Annotated in this window: 21 protein-coding genes; 18 read left to right on the forward strand and 3 right to left on the reverse strand. The window is 64.4% G+C overall.

Features of this window, described 5'->3' with window-relative positions:
- Nucleotides 1-20 precede the first annotated feature (20 nt).
- The 6 genes from prmC (at nucleotide 21) to GXY33_08385 (ending at nucleotide 6,441) form a co-directional block, all read left to right on the forward strand.
- The gene (prmC, locus tag GXY33_08360) at nucleotides 21-920 is read left to right on the forward strand and encodes a peptide chain release factor N(5)-glutamine methyltransferase (GenBank protein ID NLX05141.1); all 900 of its coding nucleotides are present in this window, start codon (nucleotides 21-23) and stop codon (nucleotides 918-920) included.
- Between the two features lie 2 nt (nucleotides 921-922).
- Nucleotides 923-2,191, forward strand: a complete 1,269-nt coding sequence (murA, locus tag GXY33_08365) for a UDP-N-acetylglucosamine 1-carboxyvinyltransferase (GenBank protein ID NLX05142.1) — start codon at nucleotides 923-925, stop codon at nucleotides 2,189-2,191.
- A gap of 24 nt (nucleotides 2,192-2,215) precedes the next feature.
- On the forward strand, nucleotides 2,216-2,467 hold the full coding sequence (locus tag GXY33_08370) for a hypothetical protein (GenBank protein ID NLX05143.1): 252 nt from the start codon (nucleotides 2,216-2,218) through the stop codon (nucleotides 2,465-2,467).
- Nucleotides 2,468-2,533: 66 nt separating this feature from the next.
- The gene (locus GXY33_08375; GenBank protein NLX05144.1) at nucleotides 2,534-3,031 is read left to right on the forward strand and encodes a hypothetical protein; all 498 of its coding nucleotides are present in this window, start codon (nucleotides 2,534-2,536) and stop codon (nucleotides 3,029-3,031) included.
- 27 nt (nucleotides 3,032-3,058) lie between these two features.
- Nucleotides 3,059-3,913, forward strand: coding sequence for a hypothetical protein (locus GXY33_08380; GenBank protein NLX05145.1), 855 nt, complete (start codon nucleotides 3,059-3,061; stop codon nucleotides 3,911-3,913).
- A 23-nt stretch (nucleotides 3,914-3,936) separates the two neighbouring features.
- A complete protein-coding gene (locus tag GXY33_08385) occupies nucleotides 3,937-6,441 on the forward strand; it encodes a hypothetical protein (GenBank protein NLX05146.1) in 2,505 nt (834 codons plus the stop codon).
- Nucleotides 6,442-6,504: 63 nt separating this feature from the next.
- Here the strand turns inward: GXY33_08385 and GXY33_08390 are convergent, their stop codons facing one another.
- From GXY33_08390 to GXY33_08400, 3 genes are all read right to left on the reverse strand, one after another.
- Nucleotides 6,505-8,061 (reverse strand): DUF342 domain-containing protein, encoded by a 1,557-nt coding sequence (locus GXY33_08390; GenBank protein NLX05147.1) that lies wholly within the window; start codon nucleotides 8,059-8,061, stop codon nucleotides 6,505-6,507.
- An 82-nt stretch (nucleotides 8,062-8,143) separates the two neighbouring features.
- Nucleotides 8,144-8,518: a response regulator gene (locus tag GXY33_08395; GenBank protein ID NLX05148.1), complete on the reverse strand. Its 375-nt coding sequence runs from the start codon at nucleotides 8,516-8,518 to the stop codon at nucleotides 8,144-8,146.
- 13 nt (nucleotides 8,519-8,531) lie between these two features.
- On the reverse strand, nucleotides 8,532-9,035 hold the full coding sequence (locus GXY33_08400; GenBank protein ID NLX05149.1) for a chemotaxis protein CheX: 504 nt from the start codon (nucleotides 9,033-9,035) through the stop codon (nucleotides 8,532-8,534).
- 292 nt (nucleotides 9,036-9,327) lie between these two features.
- On the opposite strand from GXY33_08400, the gene GXY33_08405 reads away from it, so the two are divergent.
- The 12 genes from GXY33_08405 to gatA all read left to right on the forward strand — a co-directional run.
- On the forward strand, nucleotides 9,328-9,804 hold the full coding sequence (locus GXY33_08405) for a chemotaxis protein CheD (GenBank protein NLX05150.1): 477 nt from the start codon (nucleotides 9,328-9,330) through the stop codon (nucleotides 9,802-9,804).
- The gene (locus GXY33_08410) at nucleotides 9,801-10,676 is read left to right on the forward strand and encodes an HDOD domain-containing protein (GenBank protein NLX05151.1); all 876 of its coding nucleotides are present in this window, start codon (nucleotides 9,801-9,803) and stop codon (nucleotides 10,674-10,676) included. The genes GXY33_08405 and GXY33_08410 overlap by 4 nt, the downstream gene beginning before the upstream one ends.
- A complete protein-coding gene (locus GXY33_08415; protein NLX05152.1) occupies nucleotides 10,676-11,095 on the forward strand; it encodes a response regulator in 420 nt (139 codons plus the stop codon). Before GXY33_08410 ends, GXY33_08415 begins: the two co-directional genes overlap by 1 nt.
- Nucleotides 11,055-11,534 carry a chemotaxis protein CheX gene (locus tag GXY33_08420; protein NLX05153.1) on the forward strand — a complete coding sequence of 160 codons (480 nt, stop codon included), beginning with the start codon at nucleotides 11,055-11,057 and terminating at the stop codon, nucleotides 11,532-11,534. Before GXY33_08415 ends, GXY33_08420 begins: the two co-directional genes overlap by 41 nt.
- A gap of 27 nt (nucleotides 11,535-11,561) precedes the next feature.
- The gene (locus GXY33_08425) at nucleotides 11,562-13,820 is read left to right on the forward strand and encodes a chemotaxis protein CheA (protein NLX05154.1); all 2,259 of its coding nucleotides are present in this window, start codon (nucleotides 11,562-11,564) and stop codon (nucleotides 13,818-13,820) included.
- Nucleotides 13,821-13,971: 151 nt separating this feature from the next.
- Entirely contained in the window at nucleotides 13,972-14,355 is a 384-nt protein-coding gene (hisI, locus tag GXY33_08430; protein NLX05155.1) for a phosphoribosyl-AMP cyclohydrolase, read from the forward strand.
- Between the two features lie 34 nt (nucleotides 14,356-14,389).
- A complete protein-coding gene (locus GXY33_08435; protein ID NLX05156.1) occupies nucleotides 14,390-16,318 on the forward strand; it encodes a hypothetical protein in 1,929 nt (642 codons plus the stop codon).
- A 120-nt stretch (nucleotides 16,319-16,438) separates the two neighbouring features.
- Nucleotides 16,439-17,119, forward strand: a complete 681-nt coding sequence (locus tag GXY33_08440) for a TrkA family potassium uptake protein (GenBank protein ID NLX05157.1) — start codon at nucleotides 16,439-16,441, stop codon at nucleotides 17,117-17,119.
- 16 nt (nucleotides 17,120-17,135) lie between these two features.
- A complete protein-coding gene (locus tag GXY33_08445; GenBank protein ID NLX05158.1) occupies nucleotides 17,136-17,627 on the forward strand; it encodes a metallophosphoesterase in 492 nt (163 codons plus the stop codon).
- Nucleotides 17,628-17,629: 2 nt separating this feature from the next.
- Complete coding sequence (locus GXY33_08450; protein ID NLX05159.1) at nucleotides 17,630-18,091, forward strand: PEGA domain-containing protein; 462 nt, start codon at nucleotides 17,630-17,632, stop codon at nucleotides 18,089-18,091.
- Between the two features lie 4 nt (nucleotides 18,092-18,095).
- A complete protein-coding gene (gene gatC, locus GXY33_08455; GenBank protein NLX05160.1) occupies nucleotides 18,096-18,404 on the forward strand; it encodes an Asp-tRNA(Asn)/Glu-tRNA(Gln) amidotransferase subunit GatC in 309 nt (102 codons plus the stop codon).
- Between the two features lie 23 nt (nucleotides 18,405-18,427).
- Nucleotides 18,428-19,300, forward strand: an 873-nt coding sequence (gatA, locus tag GXY33_08460) for an Asp-tRNA(Asn)/Glu-tRNA(Gln) amidotransferase subunit GatA (GenBank protein NLX05161.1), incomplete at its 3' end; no start/stop codon positions are given.

Here is a 19,300-nt window from a genome sequence, read left to right on the forward strand (position 1 = left end):
GTTGGTGAGGTGGCGAGGCGATGAATACGGCCGCCGGTGAACAATGGAGTGTTGGACAACTGCTGAAGTGGACCAGTAACTACTTCAGCGAAAAGGGCCTTTCCGACCCCCTGCTTTCGGCGCAACTGCTGCTGGCCCGGGTGCTTGGGTGCTCGAAGGTTGATCTGTACCTTCGGTTCGAGCAGTCGGTTTCGCCCGAGGCGCGGACGGCGTACCGGGAGCTGGTCAAGCGGGCGGCGTCGGGCGAGCCGATCGCCTACCTGATCGGGACCAAGGAGTTCTATTCGCTGGAGTTCGAGGTGAACCGTGCGGTACTGATTCCGCGTCCGGAGACGGAGATTCTGGTCCAGTGGGTGGTGCGCAAGGTTCGATCGGATGAGGCGTTGGGGTCGCGGGACGAGCTGGCGATCCTGGAACTGGGAACGGGCAGCGGATGCATCTCGGTGAGCCTGGCCAGGAATCTGCCGAAGCCCGGGCAGTTTGTGGCCACGGACGTCTCGGCTGAGGCGCTGGCGGTGGCGAAGCGAAACGCGGAACGGCATGGGGTGGCGGATCGTATCCAATTCGTGGAGTCGAATCTGTACGAACGGATCGAGCCGACCGGACAATTCGACCTGGTGGTGGGCAACCTGCCCTACGTCACTGAAGCGGATTACGAACGTTTGCCGAGACATATAAAGGACTTTGAACCGGTCGGCGCCCTGGTGGCCGGCCCGGAAGGACTGGACGCCATCGAGCCCGCCATCGCTGAGGGATGGAAGTATCTTCGGGAACGAGGCTTTCTCGTCCTGGAGATCGGATACAATCAGAGTGAGAAGGTCCGCGAGATCTTTGGGCGGCATCCCTACGACGAAGTGATTTTCGAGAAGGACCACGCGGAGATCCGGCGGGTGGCGATAGGTTTCACTCAAGGAAAGTGAGTATGGATTATTTCAGGATTCAAGGCGGAAAGCGGCTTAAGGGCAGAGTAAGGATCAGCGGGTCGAAGAATGCGGCGTTGCCGATCATGGCGGCGGCATTGATGTGCGATGGACCGGTGATGCTGCACAACGTGCCGCGGCTTTCGGACATCGACCACATGGGGCTGATTCTGAGCAAGCTGGGGGTGAAGGTCGATTGGATCGGCGATGGGACGTTGCGTCTGGAGGTGGTGGACGAGGCGAACAACCACGCCGAGTACGACCTGGTTCGCAAGATGCGGGCGAGCATCTGCGTGATGGGCCCCCTGCTGGCGAAGCGCGGCCAGGCCCAGGTGGCGATGCCGGGCGGCTGCGCGATCGGGACGCGGCCGGTGGACCTGCACGTCAAAGGGGTCGAGGCCCTTGGGGCGGAGGTGGAACTGATTGAGGGCGGCGATATCGTCTGCCGGGCCCGGCGGCTGCAGGGAGCGGAGATCTTCCTGGGCGGGCACTTCGGATCGAGCGTGACCGCGACGGCGAATATCCTGATGGCGTCGGTGCTGGCCCATGGCCGGACGGTGATCGAGTCGGCGGCGTGCGAGCCGGAGGTGGAGGATCTGGCCAACTTCCTGAACGCCATGGGCGCTCAGATCACCGGGCAGGGTTCGCCGCGTATCACGGTTGAGGGCGTCGAGAGCCTCAGCGGCGGCGAGTACGACGTGATTCCGGACCGGATCGAGGCTGGGACGTTCATGGTGGCGGCGGCGGTGACCAACGGCGAAGTGACGCTGGAGAACTGCCGGACCGAGCATCTGATGGCGGCGACCAAGACGCTGGAAGACGTGGGCGTGACGGTGGAGCGGGACAACGGGAACGTGGTGGTGGCTTCGTCGCGGCACCTGATGCCGGCGGAGATCACGACCCAGCCGTATCCCGGATTCCCGACGGACCTTCAGGCGCAGTTCATGGTGCTGCTGTGCCTGGCGGACGGCAACAGCGTGATCACGGAAAAGATTTTCCCCGACCGGTTTCTGCACGTGGCGGAGTTGAACCGGATGGGCGCGCGGCTGCGGAAGGAAGGGCCGACGGTGATCGTGGAAGGAGTCAAGAAGCTGATCGGCGCGCCGGTGATGGCGTCGGACCTTCGGGCGAGCGCGGCGCTGGTGCTGGCGGGGCTGTTGGCCAAGGGGTCCACGGAGATCAACCGGGTGTACCACATCGACCGGGGATACGAGCGGATCGAGGAGAAGTTCCGGGCGTTGGGGGCGGATATCGTTCGGCTGGACAAGTAGGATCGAGGCGGAGGCCGGTGCGGTTTGAGCGAGGACTGCGACTACATCCTGGAGATCGGCGGGAAGGTGGTCGCCGGGCGCAAGGACTGCGACGAGTCATCTTTCCTGAAGCGGCCGTACATCAGCGTGTACTTCGAGTGCTGCTCGGTTTATAATCGCATCTACCGCAACCGCGAGGGCACGGCGTACGTCGGGTGGTGTCCGCGGTGCTCGCGGAAAGTGAGCGTGCGGGTGGGGCCGAACGGGGTGAACTGCCGGTTTTTCAGAGCCACGTAACTCGGCGTCGGACGCGGAAGCGTCGGCCGCCGCGACCCTATAGCAACAGGAGGCGAGTCGGAAGGAATGGCGGTCGAGACCTGGGAGAATTTCGTGACGAAGGGCGGAATCTGCTCCGCCTGTCACCGGGAACTGGTGGAACGGGAAAGCTACTACGCGACGCTGCACGAGAAGCAGGAGGGTTTCGAGCGGCGGGATTTCTGCGAGGGGTGCTGGAGCGATTCGTACCGGGACGCGGCGTTCAGTTTCTGGAAGGCGAAGATTCCGGTCAAGGAGCAGAAGCGCAAGCTGTTCGTGAACAACGAGGTGCTGCTGCAGATATTCAAGCGTCTGGCGGGCAGCGAGGACGCGACGAAACAGGCGTTCACGTTCGTGCTGGCGCTGATCGTCATGCGCAAGCGTCTGCTGCGGTACATATCGACGGAGACGACGGACGGGAAGGAGGTGTGGGTGGTGAAGCTGACCGGCGAGGACGCCGAGCTTCGGATCGTCAACCCGCACCTGACCGAGGAGCAGTTGGAGCAGATTCGGGAGCAGTTGGCCGAGGTGTTGGCGGGCGACTGAGCTGTCATACGGGGTTGGAGGTGCGCGATGGTGGTTCGGCGGGCTCTGACGACGGCGGGCGTGTTGGGCGCGTTGTGGATGGCCGGTTGCGCGCCGCAGCGGCCTTTCGAGCCGCTTTCAACGGCGGAGGCGGTAACCCGGGCCGAGCGCGAGCTTCAGCCGCTGCGCTCGTTCCGGTCCAAAGGGGGCAATCTGGGCGTACTGCTGACCGACGAGAAGGGCTCGCACCGGTTTCCCCTCGGCGGCCTGAACGTGCTGTTTGACGGGCCCAAGTCGCTGTACCTCTCGGCCAGCGTGCCGGGCACGCCGGCGGCGCTGCTGATCGGATCGAACGAGGAGCAGTACTGGCTGGGCATCAAGCCGCAGGTGAGCACGTTGTGGTGGGGTCGGTGGAAATACGTGGACCAGCCGTGCAACGAGTGGCGGCTGGCGGCGCCGAACCGGCTGGTCGAGGCGCTGGGCCAGGTGAACATCCGGGACCTGTCGGGCCAGTATCTGGGACCGGTGGTCCAGAACCGCAAGCCGTTTCACGTGCTGATGTACCTGGCGGTCGATGACGAAGGTTTCTGGTACATCGCGCGGGAGATTTATCTGGATCCGAACGACCGGCTGAGCGTGGCTAAGATCATGTACCTGGACCCGCAGGGCCAGGCGGACATGGAGATGCGGTTCGCGGACTACCGGTTCGTCGAGGACGGGGAGCATCAGGGGTACGTTCCGGAGCGGATCGAGCTCTATTGGCCGAAGGATAAGAGCCACATGAAGCTGAAGCTCGGCCCGATCGAAGCCCGAGAGGAGTTTCATCCCCGCGCGTTCCAGATGCCGGACAAGACGCTCTACGAACGGGCGGAGCAAGTGGACATCGAGTGCGGCAACGAGTGAGACGGGGTGGAAAGGGGAGCATAGTGTCCCAGGTTCTTCCGTACAGCGGCGTGACGCATGCGCATCATCGGCCGGTGGAGCATCCGGAGTTGGGGGCGAGGATTGACGGCCGGACGGCGGTGCGGTATCTGCGGTTTTTGCGGCGGGTGCGGGTGGATCGACTGGAGTTGCCGCGGCTGGTGTACGGCCGATGGGCCCCGAATGTGCCGACGCACCCGGCTCACCTGACGGTCTCGCTGCTCAACAAGAACTCATGGCGGTGGGAGACGGTGCGGGAAATCTGGCCCGAGGCCGATCCCCGGATTGCCGGCGAAGGCCTTTCGCAGGCGATGACGGCCGAGGAGATGGACGGTCACTTCGCCAGGCTGCTGGGCGACGGGGGAACAATCGGGATTGAGTTGGACGGGCTGGAGTGCGACCTGCTGCGGGTCGAGTGCGACCGCGAGCACCCGGTCTGGCCGAGCCACGGCGAGTGCAACGGGGGGCCGTACCAAGTGCCGTTCGGCATTCTGAACCCGCTCCGCGCGATCGGCGAGCCATGCGAAAGCGAGCCCGACGCGCCTCCGCACGTGCCGATTTTGACGACGGGCAGGATCGAGCCGAAGGCTCCGGAAGGAATGAACTGGCGGCGCGTCGGTGAGTCGATCGTATACGCGGGACGGCACCTGAGCGTCGCATTTGGCCTGCGGCGTCCGGTGCTGATGCACCTGGGATGGGATGCATCGGGCGAAGGGCGGGCCGAGAAGAACCGCCTCTCGATTCGCCGGCCGCGATTCGGCGATGCGAACCACGGCGTGAGCGGGCCCTTGCTGGTCACGCCGCAGGGCGACTACGGCACCCATCATTGGAGCGGCCACGTCGAGATCGCGGGCAATCGGATCGCCTACCATGCGATCCAGCCGGTCGCGAACGTGACCGTCGATGCGGTGTTCACGGTCGAACCGGAACGGATCGTGTTGGAACTGTCGCAGAGCGCTTCGGCCGCTGTGCCGGTGCTGGAGGCAGAGGCCTGGCGGCTGGCGTGGTCGCTGCGGCGTGGGATGACCGGGGTGGCGGCGGAGCCGACATTGAGGCCCGGGCGCAGCGGCGAGGTCCATCCGCCTGCGATGTTCGCGGGCGATGGAATCGGGTGTCTCGGGTGCCGACTGGTCGGGAGCGAGGGTGGCCCGGCGTGGATGCAGGTCGAGAGCTACCGGCCGAGTTACGAGGTGGCAGCCGGATTCGTCCTGGGCGAGCGCCCGGAAAATGATCGGTGCCAAGTGGTTCCGGCGGGGCGTATCGCGGCGACGGTTGAACTGTCGGTAGACAACCTGCAGCCCGTGCGGGAGAAGGACGGGCCAGCGGCGGGCGTGGGCGTGCGGCGGCACTGGGCCTCGTCGTTTTCGTGCTATCGGCCGGAGTGGGGCGGATTCTCCAACCACGCCGCATCGGTGAACTGCCACGTGAACCAGCACACTCCGATTGACGTGGCCGCGTTCACGCAACGGCCGCGGAACGGCTTCGACCCGTTGAGTACGGCCCGGTTCACGATTGGACGGGCCCTGATGGACGGCGGCGGATATGGATACTGGCGGAATCTCTACCTGGATTCGGACCCCGTGCTGGTCTGCTCGGCTGGGCGGATCTGGCAGGTTTCGGGCGACGCCACCTGGTTGCGGCAGGTCGAACCGGGTCTGGCGGCGGCGGTGGAGCGGATGCTGGCGACGATCGGGGCGGAAGGTTTGGTGGTCTGCCGCGACCTTTCGGGCAATTCAGGCTCGCACCGCTGGAGTTCCAACGCCTGGGACGTGGTGGGATTCGGCCACCTCGACGCGTACGTCAACGCTTGGACCTACCGCGGCCTGCGCAATGGAACCGCCCTGCTGCGGGAACTCGACCGCGGCGATCTGGCGAATCTCGCCCGCGATGCGGCGGCACGGTTGCGGGACAATTACGCACGGTGGCTGGTGAACCCGGAGACCGGGTGGGTGATCGGCTGGCGCAGCCGGGACGGCGAGATTCACGACTACGGCTATCTGTGGATCAACGGTCCGGCCTGCGCGTTCGGCCTGCTGACGCCGGAGTCGGCGAAACGGGCGTTGGGAAATCTCGAGTCGCTGCGGGACCGGCTGGGGTTGCAGTCGGCACGGTTGGGACTGCCGTTTAACCTGCTTCCTTTGCGGTCGGGCGACCACATGCTGCCGGTCATGCCGGGCTATCAGCCGACCGAGCCGACGTTCGAGACGTACACCGACGGGTCAATGTCGCCCAGCGCTGTCGCCTTCTATCTGCGTGCTCTTTCCATCCACGGGTTCAAGGACCGGGCGCGGGCGATGGCGGCGGACCTGGACGGGGGTTTCGCCGACGACCTCTTCAGCGGCGGAGCAGGCGGCGGGCTCGCCGAAGGGAACGAGTTTCTGTCGTGGGAGGGTCTGGCCACCGGCTACGAGGGGACGTTCGGTCCGACCATGGGCACATTGTACGCGGTGGCGATCGAGCAGAGCTTGTTTTCGCCGCCGGAGCCGGAGTGGTGGCCGGAGGGCGGGTGAGCGACGCCGGGCAGCCGTAAGCTCAGGAGCGCATGGATCGCTATCGGAAGTGAGGTTTCGCCTCTATGGGCCTGTGGCGGGCGGCTCTTGAGCGGGAGAGGCCGGCTCTTGTTCCGCGTTCTCTTTTTTGCCGGCGGGCTGGGCGATTTCGGGTTTGGGCGGGATAACCAAAGCATCCTTGCCGATCTGTTGAGCGGGCAGGATCCGTGACGAGCCGCTGAGCTTGTTGACCAGGACCACTTCGCTGACTCCATCGATCTTTCGGATCATGATGCGGACGGGGCCCTTGATTTCTTCGCGGACGGCGATGATGCGATTGCCCAGGATCAGGTGCGTGTTGGGGAAGATCCGGGCGGAGACGGCGATTTCGGCGGCCTGAAGGTCGGGCAGTCCGCCCAACAGCGTCTCCTTTTCGTCCTGAAGCTTCTGGATGGCGGCGTCCAGGTCGTCGGCCCGGTACATCAGCTCAGTGGCCTTTTCCCGCTGCTCAGCCGAGAGGCGTTTGAGATTCTGCATGAGCGGCTCGACGTTCTTGCGGATCTTCTCGACGACCTCGCGGGTCTTGTCGATGCGGTCGTTGAGGTCGAAGACTTTGGCATGGGCCTGCGGGTCGAAGCCCGCGCCGACCACCGTCTTGACTCCGGCGGGCGAACCGATGGCCTTGGCGTGGACCGAACCGAAGGCGGCGTGCCAGCCGCCGATGATCGTTCCGTGGCCGGCCTTGAGAGACCCGCGGGCCAGGATGACGTTGTCGATAACCTCCTTGGCGACCTCCACCTCGCCGCCGCAGACCACATAGACGGAGTCGAGGAACTTGACGGAGATATCTCCGCCGGCTTCGATGACGCCCTTGCCCCGTCCCTTGACGCCGCCGAAGATGGTCACGTCGCCCTCGGCGAATATGTAGGCGGACTCGACCATCCCGCGGACAGTGACGTTCTGCTTGGACCGGACGATGAACAGATCCTTGACCAGCCCGTGAACCAGGACGTCGCTGGCCGAGTCGATGTTGCCCGTCTCGAAGTCCACGTTCTTGACGTCGAGGACGGTGCGTACGGACAGCTTGCCGCGGGAAAGGACGACCTGTCCGGCGGCGGCGGCCCGGACGGTCCTGCCGTCGTTGTCGAGCGTGACGTACTCGCCGAGGCGGATCTGAATGGGCGGACGCCGCGGCGGCAGCGTCTTGCCGTAGACGTCGACGCCCGGCTTGCCGGGCCGGCCTGGAACGATAGCGCCGATGCGGGCACCGTTCTCGACCGCGACAATCTTGTGACGCTCATAGAAGTTGACGATGACTTCATCGTCAACCGGCGCATCGGTTTGAGCCAGGGCGTCGTCCCACTCGAGTCTGCCATCGATCGGATCGGTCGCGGGCGTGCCGCGGGCGACGAGGACAGGCTCGGAAGGGATATCGCCCTGTCTCACTTGAACGATCAGTTCGCGAACCTGCTTGCGGACGTCCTCGGCCACGGCAACGCCGGCCTGTTGGAGTGCGTCGAAGACGCCGAGTTCGGTCACGCCGTCGTAATGCCCATCGGCGCGCAGGAAGAGGGTCGCCTCCAAACGGTCTCGCGACACGTCCACGCGGATCGCTGAATTCTCCACTTTGCCAGCCGTCATCGAACCTCCCCGCTTCGCTGCAAACGGCGGCGTCAAGTGCTCGTCAGGATGTGATGGTTCGCTCCGCCGAAAGCCGCGGCGCTCAGGACACGCCGGCCAGTTTGGCCAGCGTCTGCTTGATTTTTTCTCCAAGGGTATCGGCAGTGAAGGGTTTGACCACGTAGTTGTTGACACCCGCCTTGATCGCCTCGACCACCCGGGCTTTTTCGGCCTCGGTGGTGACCATGATGATGGGCACCTGGACACCCTTTTCTCGCACGGTCTTGACCAGGGTCAGCCCATCCATGTTGGGCATGTTCCAGTCCACCAGCATCAGTTCGGGCATGTTGCCCTCCATGACGGACAGGGCCTCGATACCGTCTCCCGCCTCCAGGATCTCGGTATACCCCAGTTGGCCGAGGACGTTCTTCTCGATGTTCCTGATCGTCCTTGAATCGTCAACCAGCATGACTTTCATAACGCGTGCTCCATTAACCCACCGCCACGGCTGCTTCCTGCTCCTGATTCTGGGCGTTGCCCGAGGCCTTCATGCCGACCTCGACTACGAAGGACCCGCCCGGACACGTACATGGAATGACCAACCTTGGTGTGACTTTCGTATTTCGAATCAGATGGTTGCTGCCGATCACGACGGACGGGGTCGAGATGAAGACCCGCAGGCCGTCGAAATCCTTCTTGGCATTGCCGGATATCATGTTGGCCAACTCGCCGATGGCGTCGGCGAAGTCGTCGTCGGACTCGCTGAGGTCCATCCCGGCAAAGGCGCTGGCGATGCGGGTGGCGGCGAGGCGCGGAAAGCTGACGATCACCGCACCGACCACGTCGCCGGAAAGGCCGATGATTCCCGAGACGTCGTGAGAAGCCCCCTCTTCGGTCTTGACATGAGGCTTTCCGAATTGCACATCCATCTGGAGCATCGTCTTGAACACGTTCTTGACGGCGGTCATGAAAGGATTGATGTACTTAACGTCCATTGCTGAAATCTCCCGGCTTCTGCCTGTGCTGTAGGGCTAAGTCTCCCACTTCTGTCCGACCGTTAGCATAGATCGGCAAACCGCGTTGGGACTTTACAAGCAAGCGATGCGAGTCCGGCGGCCAGTACTGGAAAGCCGGAGAACGGGAAATATCGGACGTGGGACAGGTTGAGAGCATCGCCGACCGGAGTGTGGACGGAGGAACGGGGCGATAACTCAAGCAAAGACCCGGGCCATACGATACTCGAAGCGCCGGCACGTGTGTTTTGCGGTTCGTCTTGACCGGGTGCCTATGGAAAAGGTTGTGGACATAGCCGATCTGGCGGTGAGCAACGATTCGTCCTGCACGCTGGTGACCTATTCGCTGGGCAGTTGCATCGGCCTGGCGATCTGGGATCCGGTGGTCCGGGTGGGCGGGTTGCTGCACTTCATGCTGCCGGAGTCGTCGATCGCCCCGGAAAAGGCGGCGGCCAAGCCCTGCATGTTCGCGGACACCGGGATTCCGCTGCTGTTCAAGAACTGCTACAAACTGGGGGCGGAGAAGCGGCGGATGGTGGTCAAAGTGGCCGGCGGATCGCAGTTGATGGACGCCGAGGGGGTCTTCAACATCGGCAAGCGCAACCTTCTGGCGTTGCGCAAGCTTCTGTGGCGCAACAACGTGATGATCGACGCGGAGGACATCGGCGGCAACGAGGGACGCACGGTCCGGCTGGAGGTGGCGACGGGTCGGTTTCGGGTGAAGGCCAAGACCCGGGAGTATGAGATATGATGGTCGAACTCGACAGCATAGCGGATCGCGTGGAGCGTCTTCCCGCCCTTCCGTCCACCTCGGTGCGGATCATGGAAGTGGCGATGGACCCGAAGGCGACGATCAACGACATTCTGGACGTGGTCAAGTACGACCAGAACCTGACCGGGCAGATTCTGCGGCTGTGCAATTCGGCCTATTACGGGCTGGTCCGGCAGATTTCGAGCCTCAAGGAAGCGCTGGCGTACCTGGGTTCGACCCCCCTGCTGCAGTTGATCATGGGCGTCCACTTCAATTCAATTCTGCAGTCGGCCCAGCCGGGCTACGGCCTGCTGGCGGGCATGCTGTGGCGGCACTCGGCGGCGACGGGCCTGGCCTCGGAGAAGATCGGCCGGCTCTTTGATCATGAGAAGCCCGAGGTCCTGTTTACGGCGGGGCTGTTGCATGATATCGGCAAAGTGATCCTGGGCAATTTCCTGTCGGACCGCTACCAGGAGGTAATGGATCGGCTGAACCAGGAGTCGCTTCGGTTTCACGAGGCGGAAAAGGCGGTGCTGGGCTTCACGCATGCCGAGGTGGGTGAACTCATCAGCCGGCGATGGCGGCTTCCGGAGCCGATCGTGATGACGACCCGCTACCATCACGAGCCACGATCCGAGGGAGAGGCGGACGCGGAGACAAGGACGGTGGTCCAGGTGGTCCATCTGGCGGACTCCCTGGCGATGACGTTGGGCATGGGCGTGGGCAACGACGGATTGCTCTATTCGATCGATCCCGAGATTGCCCGCGAGTACAAGGTCGATCACAAGACCCTCGAGCGCGTGGGGATGGATGTCGTCAGCGAGGTTCAGAAACTGGAAGTCATCTATGTCGGATCAAGAGGGCAGCAGTGATGAAACTAGACGTGTTGATTGTCGACGACAGCGCCACGATCCGGGCCCTGATCACCAAAGCGCTGCGCCTGTCCGTACCGGATTTGGGGGATGTTCACGAGGCCTCGGACGGGATCGCCACGTTGGCCATGCTGGCCGACCATACGGTGGACCTGGTCCTGATGGACATCAACATGCCCCGATTGAACGGAATGCAACTGCTCAAGCGGCTGCGGGACAACCCGAAGCTCTCGACCCTGCCGGTGGTGGTGATATCGACGGAGGGCAGCCAGGAGCGGCTGGCCGAGCTCGATGAGTTCGGAATTGCGGGATACCTCCGCAAACCGTTTCGGCCGGAGCAGTTGCGGCAAGTGGTGAACCAGATCATGGAGTTTTCCGATGACGGCAAACCTCAAGAACCTGACGGCGGCGATTTCTGAGATCGTGGAAGAGTTTATCATGATGGCGATCGAGATTCCGGAGCCGCCGCCGGCGGTCGACGTGGAAACGATCGGCTGGCTGGACTTCAGCGGGCCGCGGCAAGGCCGAATCACGGTACGGTGCGGCAATGCCCTGGCCAGCGCCCTGGCGGCCAATCTGCTTGGCGTGAGTCCGGACGATGCCGAGGCCGGCGCGAAGGCCGGTGACGCCCTGGGCGAGGTGCTTAACGTGCTGTGCGGCAACCTGGTAACCCGGGTGTTCGGGTCGCAGCAGACGGTTCACCTGTCGGTGCCGACGGTGCTCCCGGCGTGCAAAGCCCAAGCACATCGGGACCAGCCGGGCGGCCACCCGGAGGCGGTCCTGGAAGAAGCGTGCGTACTGACATTCGATGACCAGCCGGTGGAGTTTCGCCTGTATCTCTGGCCGGAGAACCTTTGAGATCCGATGGCCAAAGGAGCCGAAGCGATGACATCGAACGTGGACAATCTGAGGCAGAGCATTGCGACACTGACGGACCTGGCGCGTGGGGCGGAACCGACGGACCTGCCCCAATTGGCCAAGATGCATGAACACATCCAATCGCTTGGACGGTTGGGAGCCGAGTTGCCCGAGAACGCGCGGGAGCTGTTCCAGACCCTGTGCCGGCAGGTCGCCGACGAGGATGAGCGGATCATCCTCGACGAGTGCGCCGACCCGGTGGCGGCCCTGGAGCGGATACGCCGTGCGGTGGAGCGTCTGGGCGAGCTGGCATTCGACGAGAGCGGCGCCGCCGACGTGGCGCTGCTTGCGGAATTGGTGGAGGGAATGAAGGCGACGGCGGCCGAGGCGCCCGCTCCGGAACCGGCGGCTCCGGCGGCTGAGGCGCCCTCGCCCGGACCGGCGGCTCCGACTGAAGCGCCCAAAGCATTCGAGGACTTCCAGCAGGAACCGCTGCTGATTTCGGAACAGGAGTTTGAGTACATCAACAGCTTCCTGTCGGAGTGCCAGGAGCACATCGAGAACGTCGAGGGCGTGCTGCTGTCGCTGGAGCAGAACCCGGACGACCTGGACAAGGTCAACGAGCTGTTCCGGCCGTTCCATACGATCAAGGGAATGGCCGGTTTCCTGAATCTGCGGGACATCAACGCCCTGACGCACGCGGCGGAAAACCTGCTCGACCTGGCCCGCAAGGGCAAGCTTCAGCTTCGGCCGCAGACCATCGATCTGATCTTTGAGACGCTGGACGTGCTGAAGGTGCAGGTCGAGATGGTGGGGCAGTACGTGGCGGCGCCGAACGGCCAGCCGGTGCCCCAGCCTCCGATCGGCGCCCTGCTGTACCGGATCCACGAGGCGGCGCAGGATCGTCCGATATCGCCCGCCGCCGCTGGTTCATCCGGCGGCGACCGACGGCGCCTGGGCGAGATTCTGAGCGAGGATGAGGGCACCTCGGCCGCCCTGGTCGGCTTTGCCCTGGAACAGCAGCGAGGCCCGATGGCGGGCAAGCAGATCGGACAGATCCTGACCGAAACCGGTGCGGCCACGGCGCGTGAAGTCGGCCAGGCCCTGCGGAAGCAGCGGACCCACCAGGAGACGTCGATCCGGGTGGATACGGTCAAGCTGGACAACCTGGTCAACATGGTGGGCGAACTGGTGATCGCCCAGGCCCAGGTGGCCCAGCACGATTCGCAACGGAACAGCGGCCGGACCAGCGCCCTGGTCGAACAGGTCTCCAAGATCACACGGGACGTCCAGGAGATCGCGATGTCGCTGCGGATGATCCCGATCGCCCAGACGTTCCACAAGATGGCCCGGGTCAGCCGGGACATCGCCCGCAAAGCGAGCAAGGTCATCGACTTCATCATTGAAGGCGAAGAGACAGAACTGGACAAGAACGTCATTCAGGAGATCTCGGACCCGCTGCTCCACATGGTCCGCAACGCGGTGGACCACGGCGTCGAGGCGCCGGACAAGCGGGCGACTCTGGGCAAGCCGCAGAAGGGCATAGTCAAGATCAGCGCCTACCACCAGGGCGGCAATATCGTGATCGAGGTCAGCGACGACGGCCGCGGCCTGGACAAGGACGTGCTGCTCAAGAAGGGTATTGAGAAGGGCCTGGTGGCCCCGGACGCCCAGCTCTCCGAGCAGCAGATTTACCAGTTGGTCATGGCCCCCGGTTTCTCGACGGCTGAGAAGGTCACCGACATTTCCGGCCGCGGAGTCGGGATGGACGTGGTCAAGCGCAACATCGAGGGTCTTCGCGGCAAGGTGGAAATCCAGTCGGTCAAGGGCCAGGGCACCACGTTCATCATCCGCCTGCCGCTGACGTTGGCGGTGATCGACGGCATGGTGGTTCGGGCGGGCAGCCAGAAGTTCATCATCCCGACGCTGACGATCCAGCAGGCCCTGGTGCCGACGCGCGAGCAGATCACCACCGTGCAGGGACGCGGGCGGATGCTGAATTTGCGCGACAAGCTCTATCCGCTGATCGCGCTGGGCCAGGCGTTCAACATCCCGGAAGCGGTCGCCGAACCGACCGAAGGGATGGTGGTGATCCTGCAGGCCGACAGCCAGACCTACGGGATCGTGCTCGACGATCTGCTGGGCCAGCAGCAGGTGGTGATCAAGACCCTGGGCAACCATTTCCGCGAGATCAAGGGCATCAGCGGCGGGGCGATCCTGGGCGACGGAAGCATCGGGCTGATCATCGAGCCGGGCGGCCTGATGGAACTGCACCAGGCCGCGTGAGGCAGGCGGCGGCACGCGTCGGACAGCACGCCCGAAGCCGGGACGACCGGACCGCCACCGGTCCGCGAAATGCTTGCCTTCGACATCTCCCGCCGGTATTATTGCTGATCTTTAGCGCGGCACACACGATCTGTGGTATAGGAGATGTTCATTGCAGGCGTTATCGGAACTCAAGTACGACGCGAACGGTCTGATCCCGGCGATTATCCAGGACGTGGAGACGCAGGAAGTGCTCATGATGGCCTACATGAATGAGCAGTCTCTGCGGGCCACCATCGAGACGGGCAAGACCCACTTCTGGTCGCGGTCCCGCCAGAAGTACTGGATGAAGGGCGAGAGTTCGGGACACCTCCAGCACGTCCGCGGCATTTACGTCGACTGCGACCGGGACACTCTGCTGATCACGGTCACACAGGAAGGCGGAGCCTGTCACGAGGGGTTCCGCAGTTGCTTCGCCCGCAAGCTCGACGGCGATCAGTGGACGGTGACGGGCAAGAAGGTGTTCGATCCGGACCAGGTGTACCGGGGTTCCTGATTCGACCCCGGATGGGGCGAGGTCGGCGAGAGTGATGGCTCAGAACCGTCGAGATTCGCAGCGACCGCTGCTTCCCCGTGCCGCCCGGCGTCGCCGGGCCGACCTGTGGCTGGACGCCGCGGTGGTGGCGGTGACTCTGCTGGCTCTGGCGTCGCTGGTGGCCGAGTACGGCTTTACCCGCTATCACTACGCCACGGGCGTCTCGTTTCCGATCAGTCCGACAATCCTGGAATGGGCGCGGGCCGGTCAGCTGGTGGGCGCGCTGCTATTCGCCCTGATCGCCTGGGCGCAATTCGTGGCGACGAGCGGCAAGGTCGAGTACATCAAAGACCACCTGGTCGAACTGGCTCTCGGACTGGCGGTCCTGGCGGGGCTTGGCACGCTGCTGATGGATGTCCCACTCAGCGGCGGCCGGGAGCTCCTGCTGGTCAAGGGACTACAGGTCTACCTGCTGCTGCAGTTGATTGCGGTGTTCGTGCGGATCAACGCCCGGTTCGCACGTTCGATCCTGCACCCGTTTCGGATCATCATCACCAGCTTTCTCGTGCTGATCGTGGTGGGAACGCTGCTGCTGAGCCTTCCCGCGGCGAACTACGCCGACCGCCAGCGGTTCGCCCACTGGCCAAACAATCTCGTCGACCACCTGTTTACCGCGACCAGTGCGGTATGCGTGACCGGTCTGGTTGTCCGGGACACGGCGAGCACGTACACGCCGTTCGGGCAGTTGGTGATTGCGACGCTGATCCAACTCGGGGGATTGGGCATCGTCATCTTCGGAAGCATTTTCGCCATGCTGGTCGGTCGTCAGGTGAGCCTGCGCGAGGCAAGCGTCCTGCAGGACCTTTACAGCGAGCAAGCCCTCGGGCAGATCCGGCGAATCGTCGCGTTCATCGTGATCTCGACCCTGCTGATCGAGGCGGTGGGCGCGATCATCCTGTTCGGCATGTGGACTGATCCGGAATTGGGAACCGTGGAGCGCACGTTCAAAAGCGCCTTCCACGCGATCAGCGCGTACTGCAACGCGGGGTTCGCCCTTCAGGAAGACAGCCTGATCTCTTACTACGGCCGCTGGCAGGTGTACCTGGCGGTGATGCCCCTGATATTCCTGGGCGGGCTGGGGTTTCCGGTGATGATGAATCTGGCCCAGGTCGCGCGCGACCGTCTGGCCAGGCGTCTCGCACTCCGCAAGCCCGGGCAGGACCTGGACCATTTCCGGATCGTAAGTCTGAGTCTTCAGACACGCATCGTGTTGACCATGTCCCTGGCCCTGGTCGTAGTCGGGGCCGTGCTGATTTTCGTGCTGGAGACGCCCACGGAGCGCCAGCGCTGGGGCCGGAAGGTCCAGTACGAAGACGTGGCGATGCGGCTCGACGAAGCGGCGCTGCGGCGGCATGCCTGGCCTCAGCGGGCGCTCGAGTCACTTTTCATGTCGGTCTCGGGCCGCACGGCGGGGTTCAACACGGTCGATACCGGGATGGGGCCGATGCGCCCCTCGACGCTGATGGTGCTCGCCGGACTGATGTTTATCGGCGGCTCGCCGGCCTCAACGGCGGGCGGGATCAAGACGGTGACGTTCGCCCTGTTGATCGCGGGAATCGCCGCCACGCTGCGCCACCGCCGCAGCCCGGAGATGTTTCGGCGAACGATCGCCGAGAGTCTGCTGCGACGGGCTCTCGTCCTGACGCTGCTGTTTTTCACCCTCGTCTGGACGTTAAACCTCGTGTTGCTGATCACGCACCCGCAGATCAATCCTCTGGAACTGCTGTTCGAGGCCACCAGCGCCTGCGCGACGACAGGGCTTTCGACGGGAGTCACGCCGCGGCTGAACACGATCGGGCAACTCGCGGTCATCGTCGGCATGTTCGCCGGGCGCCTGGGACCGCTGACCCTGCTGTTCGCATTGACCGGAACACGGAAAATCGTGCGGTACGAGTATCCCCGTGAAGGTCTGGTGATCGGATAGAAAGGTTGTGCGGGCCGGGGGCAGTGGGTATGATGGGAGCGTTCCCGGAGGCGAGGTTGCAGCCGGTCGGCGGCGATCCTGGCGGGCCGGCCGAAAAGGCGTTTTGAGCAGGAACATTTCATGGCGGAGCGAATAGCGGTCATTGGTCTGGGGCGTTTCGGGCGCAAGCTCTCGCAGGCCCTCTCGGCCGCGGGCGCCGAGGTGATCGCCATCGACAAGTCGCGGACGATCATCGAGGGTATCCGCGACCAGGTCACGTTGGCCATCCGCCTGGACGCGACGGAGGAGGAGACCCTTCTGGCCCAGGGGATCGACGAGGTGGACGCGGCGGTGGTGGCGATCGGCACCGACTTCGAGGCCAACGCCCTGGCCACCAGTACGCTCAAGGCGATCGGGGTGCCGAAGGTGATCAGCCGGGCGGGCAGCGAAATCCGGGGCAAGATCCTCAGCCGGATCGGTGCGGACGACATCGTCTTTCCGGAGCACGAGTCGGCGCTGCGCTGGGTGCACCGGCTGCTGCTGCCTTCACTGATGGAGTCGATCGAGTTGGGCGAAGGGCACAGCCTGGCTCAGTTGCCGACACCCCAGGCATTCTGGGGCAAGACTCTGGCCGGGATCGATCTGCGGAAGAACTACCAGGTGACGGTCATTGCGATTCGCCGGCCGATGGCGACAGGCAAGTCGCCCGCAGCGGGAAAACACGAGATCATCACCCCCCTGCCGGACACGGTGATGCAGGAGGGCGACATTTTTTGGATCATGGGGACCAACGAGGCCATCGCCAACCTCCCGCGAGACTGAACTGAAAGGAGCGGCCATGCTGGCCGGGATCTTCTCGGATACGCACGACAACCTGACCCAGATCGCCAGGGCGATCGAGGTCTTCCGCCAGCGGCAGGTGGCGGTGGTGCTGCACGCGGGGGACATCGTCTCGCCGTTCGCGGCCAGGGCGATCGCGGAGATCAAAGTCCCGCTGCACATCATTCTGGGCAACAACGAGGGCGAAATGGACGGGCTGCGCAAGGTGCTTCCGCAGTTGACGCACGGGCCGGTCGAGATCAACCTGCAGAAGTGCCTGGTGGCCATGGCCCACGATTTTCCGCAGATTCCCCAGGAGTGGCGCGAGCGGGTGGACGTGCTGGTGGCGGGCCACACGCACCAGGCGTTCGTGGAGGTCCGCGAGGGTAAGCTGTGGGTCAACCCGGGCGAGACCTGCGGCTGGGTCACCGGCCGATCGACGGTCGCGGTGCTGGACACCGAAACCCGCACAGCGGAGATTATCGAGTTGCCGATGAGCAAAGGAATATGAGCATGAAGCTGCGAGTGATTCTGATCGGAGCGGCGGTCGTGGCGAGTTTCGGGTGCGTGGAGCGGTCGCTGAAGATCACCACTGAACCGCAGGGCGCGCTGGTGTGGCTGAACGACCGCGAGATCGGCCGGACGCCGGTGACGGTGCCGTTCGAGTGGTACGGCGACTACGACGTGATCATCCGCAAGGAAGGGTCCGAGACGCTCAAGACGCATCAGCGGGTCAAGGCCCCGTGGTACGAGTACCCGCCGTTCGACCTGTTCGCCGAGGTCTTCTGGCCGGCGACGATTTACGACACCCATGCCTGGCACTTCGAGCTGGCGCCGGCCGAGGAGGTCTCGGAGGAGGCGCTGCTGGACCGGGCGGTCTCGCTGCGGCGCGAGGCTCGGGGTGAAGCGGCGCCGGTGACCGAACCGCTCGAGGCGCCGGTCGACGAGGCGGTCGAAGAACCGACGCAGGAGTAGCATGATGGCCGAGTTGACGCAGGAACAGGTCCGGCACGTGGCGAAGCTGGCCCGGCTGAACCTCTCGGACGAGCAGGCGCGGCTCTTCGCCCGGCAGCTCGACGGCATTCTGGATTACGTGGAAAAGCTCAACCAGCTCGACACCGCCGACGTCGAGCCGACGGCCCACGCCGCCCCGCTTCGCAACGTGTTTCGCGAGGACGTGGCCCGGCCGGGCATCGGGTCCGAACATGTGCTGGCCAACGCCCCGGACGCCGAACCGCCCTTCTTCCGGGTGCCGAAGGTATTGGATCTGGGCGATTCGGGGGCCTGAGACGCGGACCGACGGAGAGGGAAATGGACCTATCGCAACTGACGGCAAAGCAGATTGTCAGCAGAATCAAGTCGCGAGAGCTTTCCGCGACCGAGGTCATCAAGCATACGTTGGATCGGATCGAGCGGCTCGATGGGCAAGTGGGCGCATTCCTGAGCGTGCATCGCGAACAGGCGGCGGCACGGGCCAGGGCGATCGACGACCGCCTGGCGGCGGGCGATGATCCCGGGCCGCTGGCCGGGCTGCCGGTGGCGGTCAAGGACAATATCTGCACGCGCGGCGCCCGGACGACATGCGCGAGTCACATTCTGGAGCATTACCAGCCGCCCTACGACGCCGGCGTGGTCGAACGGCTTGAAGCGGCCGGCGCGGTGATCGTCGGCAAGACCAACCTCGACGAGTTCGCGATGGGCTCAACCACCGAGAACAGCGGGCTCGGCCAGACCCGCAATCCGTGGGAGTTGGACCATGTACCGGGCGGCAGTTCGGGCGGATCGGCGGCGGCGGTCGCGGCGAGACTGACTTCGGTGAGCCTTGGCTCGGACACCGGCGGGTCGATCCGCCAGCCGGCAGGCTTCTGCGGCGTCTGCGGCCTCAAGCCCACCTACGGCCGCGTCAGCCGCTATGGCCTGGTGGCGTTCGGCAGTTCGTTGGACCAGATCGGTCCGTTCGCCACGGACGTTCACGATATCGCCCTGCTCCTGAGCGCGATCGCCGGGCACGACGAGCGCGACAGCACGTCGGTGCCGCCGACGATGGCGGCGACGCCGGACTTCCTGGCCGGGCTGGACAACGCGGACATCAAAGGCCTCAAAGTCGGCCTGCCCAAGGAATACTACGGCCAAGCGGGACTGGACGCCGAGGTGAGCCATGCGGTCGGCGAGGCAATCGAGCAG

It is taken from the genome of Phycisphaerae bacterium (assembly GCA_012729815.1).
GTDB lineage: Bacteria > Planctomycetota > Phycisphaerae > JAAYCJ01 > JAAYCJ01 > JAAYCJ01.

What these genes read in the sequence shown, in the direction of transcription:
- GXY33_08375 (NLX05144.1), top strand. Translation starts at nt 2,534, where the DNA reads ATGGCGGTCGAGACCTGGGAGAATTTCGTGACGAAGGGCGGAATCTGC.
- GXY33_08440 (NLX05157.1), top strand. Translation starts at nt 16,439, where the DNA reads ATGGCGGAGCGAATAGCGGTCATTGGTCTGGGGCGTTTCGGGCGCAAG.
- GXY33_08425 (NLX05154.1), top strand. Translation starts at nt 11,562, where the DNA reads ATGACATCGAACGTGGACAATCTGAGGCAGAGCATTGCGACACTGACG.
- prmC (NLX05141.1), top strand. Translation starts at nt 21, where the DNA reads ATGAATACGGCCGCCGGTGAACAATGGAGTGTTGGACAACTGCTGAAG.
- GXY33_08380 (NLX05145.1), top strand. Translation starts at nt 3,059, where the DNA reads ATGGTGGTTCGGCGGGCTCTGACGACGGCGGGCGTGTTGGGCGCGTTG.
- GXY33_08400 (NLX05149.1), bottom strand. Translation starts at nt 9,035, where the DNA reads ATGGACGTTAAGTACATCAATCCTTTCATGACCGCCGTCAAGAACGTG.
- murA (NLX05142.1), top strand. Translation starts at nt 923, where the DNA reads ATGGATTATTTCAGGATTCAAGGCGGAAAGCGGCTTAAGGGCAGAGTA.
- GXY33_08435 (NLX05156.1), top strand. Translation starts at nt 14,390, where the DNA reads ATGGCTCAGAACCGTCGAGATTCGCAGCGACCGCTGCTTCCCCGTGCC.
- GXY33_08420 (NLX05153.1), top strand. Translation starts at nt 11,055, where the DNA reads ATGACGGCAAACCTCAAGAACCTGACGGCGGCGATTTCTGAGATCGTG.
- GXY33_08390 (NLX05147.1), bottom strand. Translation starts at nt 8,061, where the DNA reads ATGACGGCTGGCAAAGTGGAGAATTCAGCGATCCGCGTGGACGTGTCG.
- gatC (NLX05160.1), top strand. Translation starts at nt 18,096, where the DNA reads ATGGCCGAGTTGACGCAGGAACAGGTCCGGCACGTGGCGAAGCTGGCC.
- GXY33_08445 (NLX05158.1), top strand. Translation starts at nt 17,136, where the DNA reads ATGCTGGCCGGGATCTTCTCGGATACGCACGACAACCTGACCCAGATC.
- GXY33_08410 (NLX05151.1), top strand. Translation starts at nt 9,801, where the DNA reads ATGATGGTCGAACTCGACAGCATAGCGGATCGCGTGGAGCGTCTTCCC.
- GXY33_08415 (NLX05152.1), top strand. Translation starts at nt 10,676, where the DNA reads ATGAAACTAGACGTGTTGATTGTCGACGACAGCGCCACGATCCGGGCC.
- GXY33_08450 (NLX05159.1), top strand. Translation starts at nt 17,630, where the DNA reads ATGAAGCTGCGAGTGATTCTGATCGGAGCGGCGGTCGTGGCGAGTTTC.
- GXY33_08405 (NLX05150.1), top strand. Translation starts at nt 9,328, where the DNA reads ATGGAAAAGGTTGTGGACATAGCCGATCTGGCGGTGAGCAACGATTCG.
- GXY33_08395 (NLX05148.1), bottom strand. Translation starts at nt 8,518, where the DNA reads ATGAAAGTCATGCTGGTTGACGATTCAAGGACGATCAGGAACATCGAG.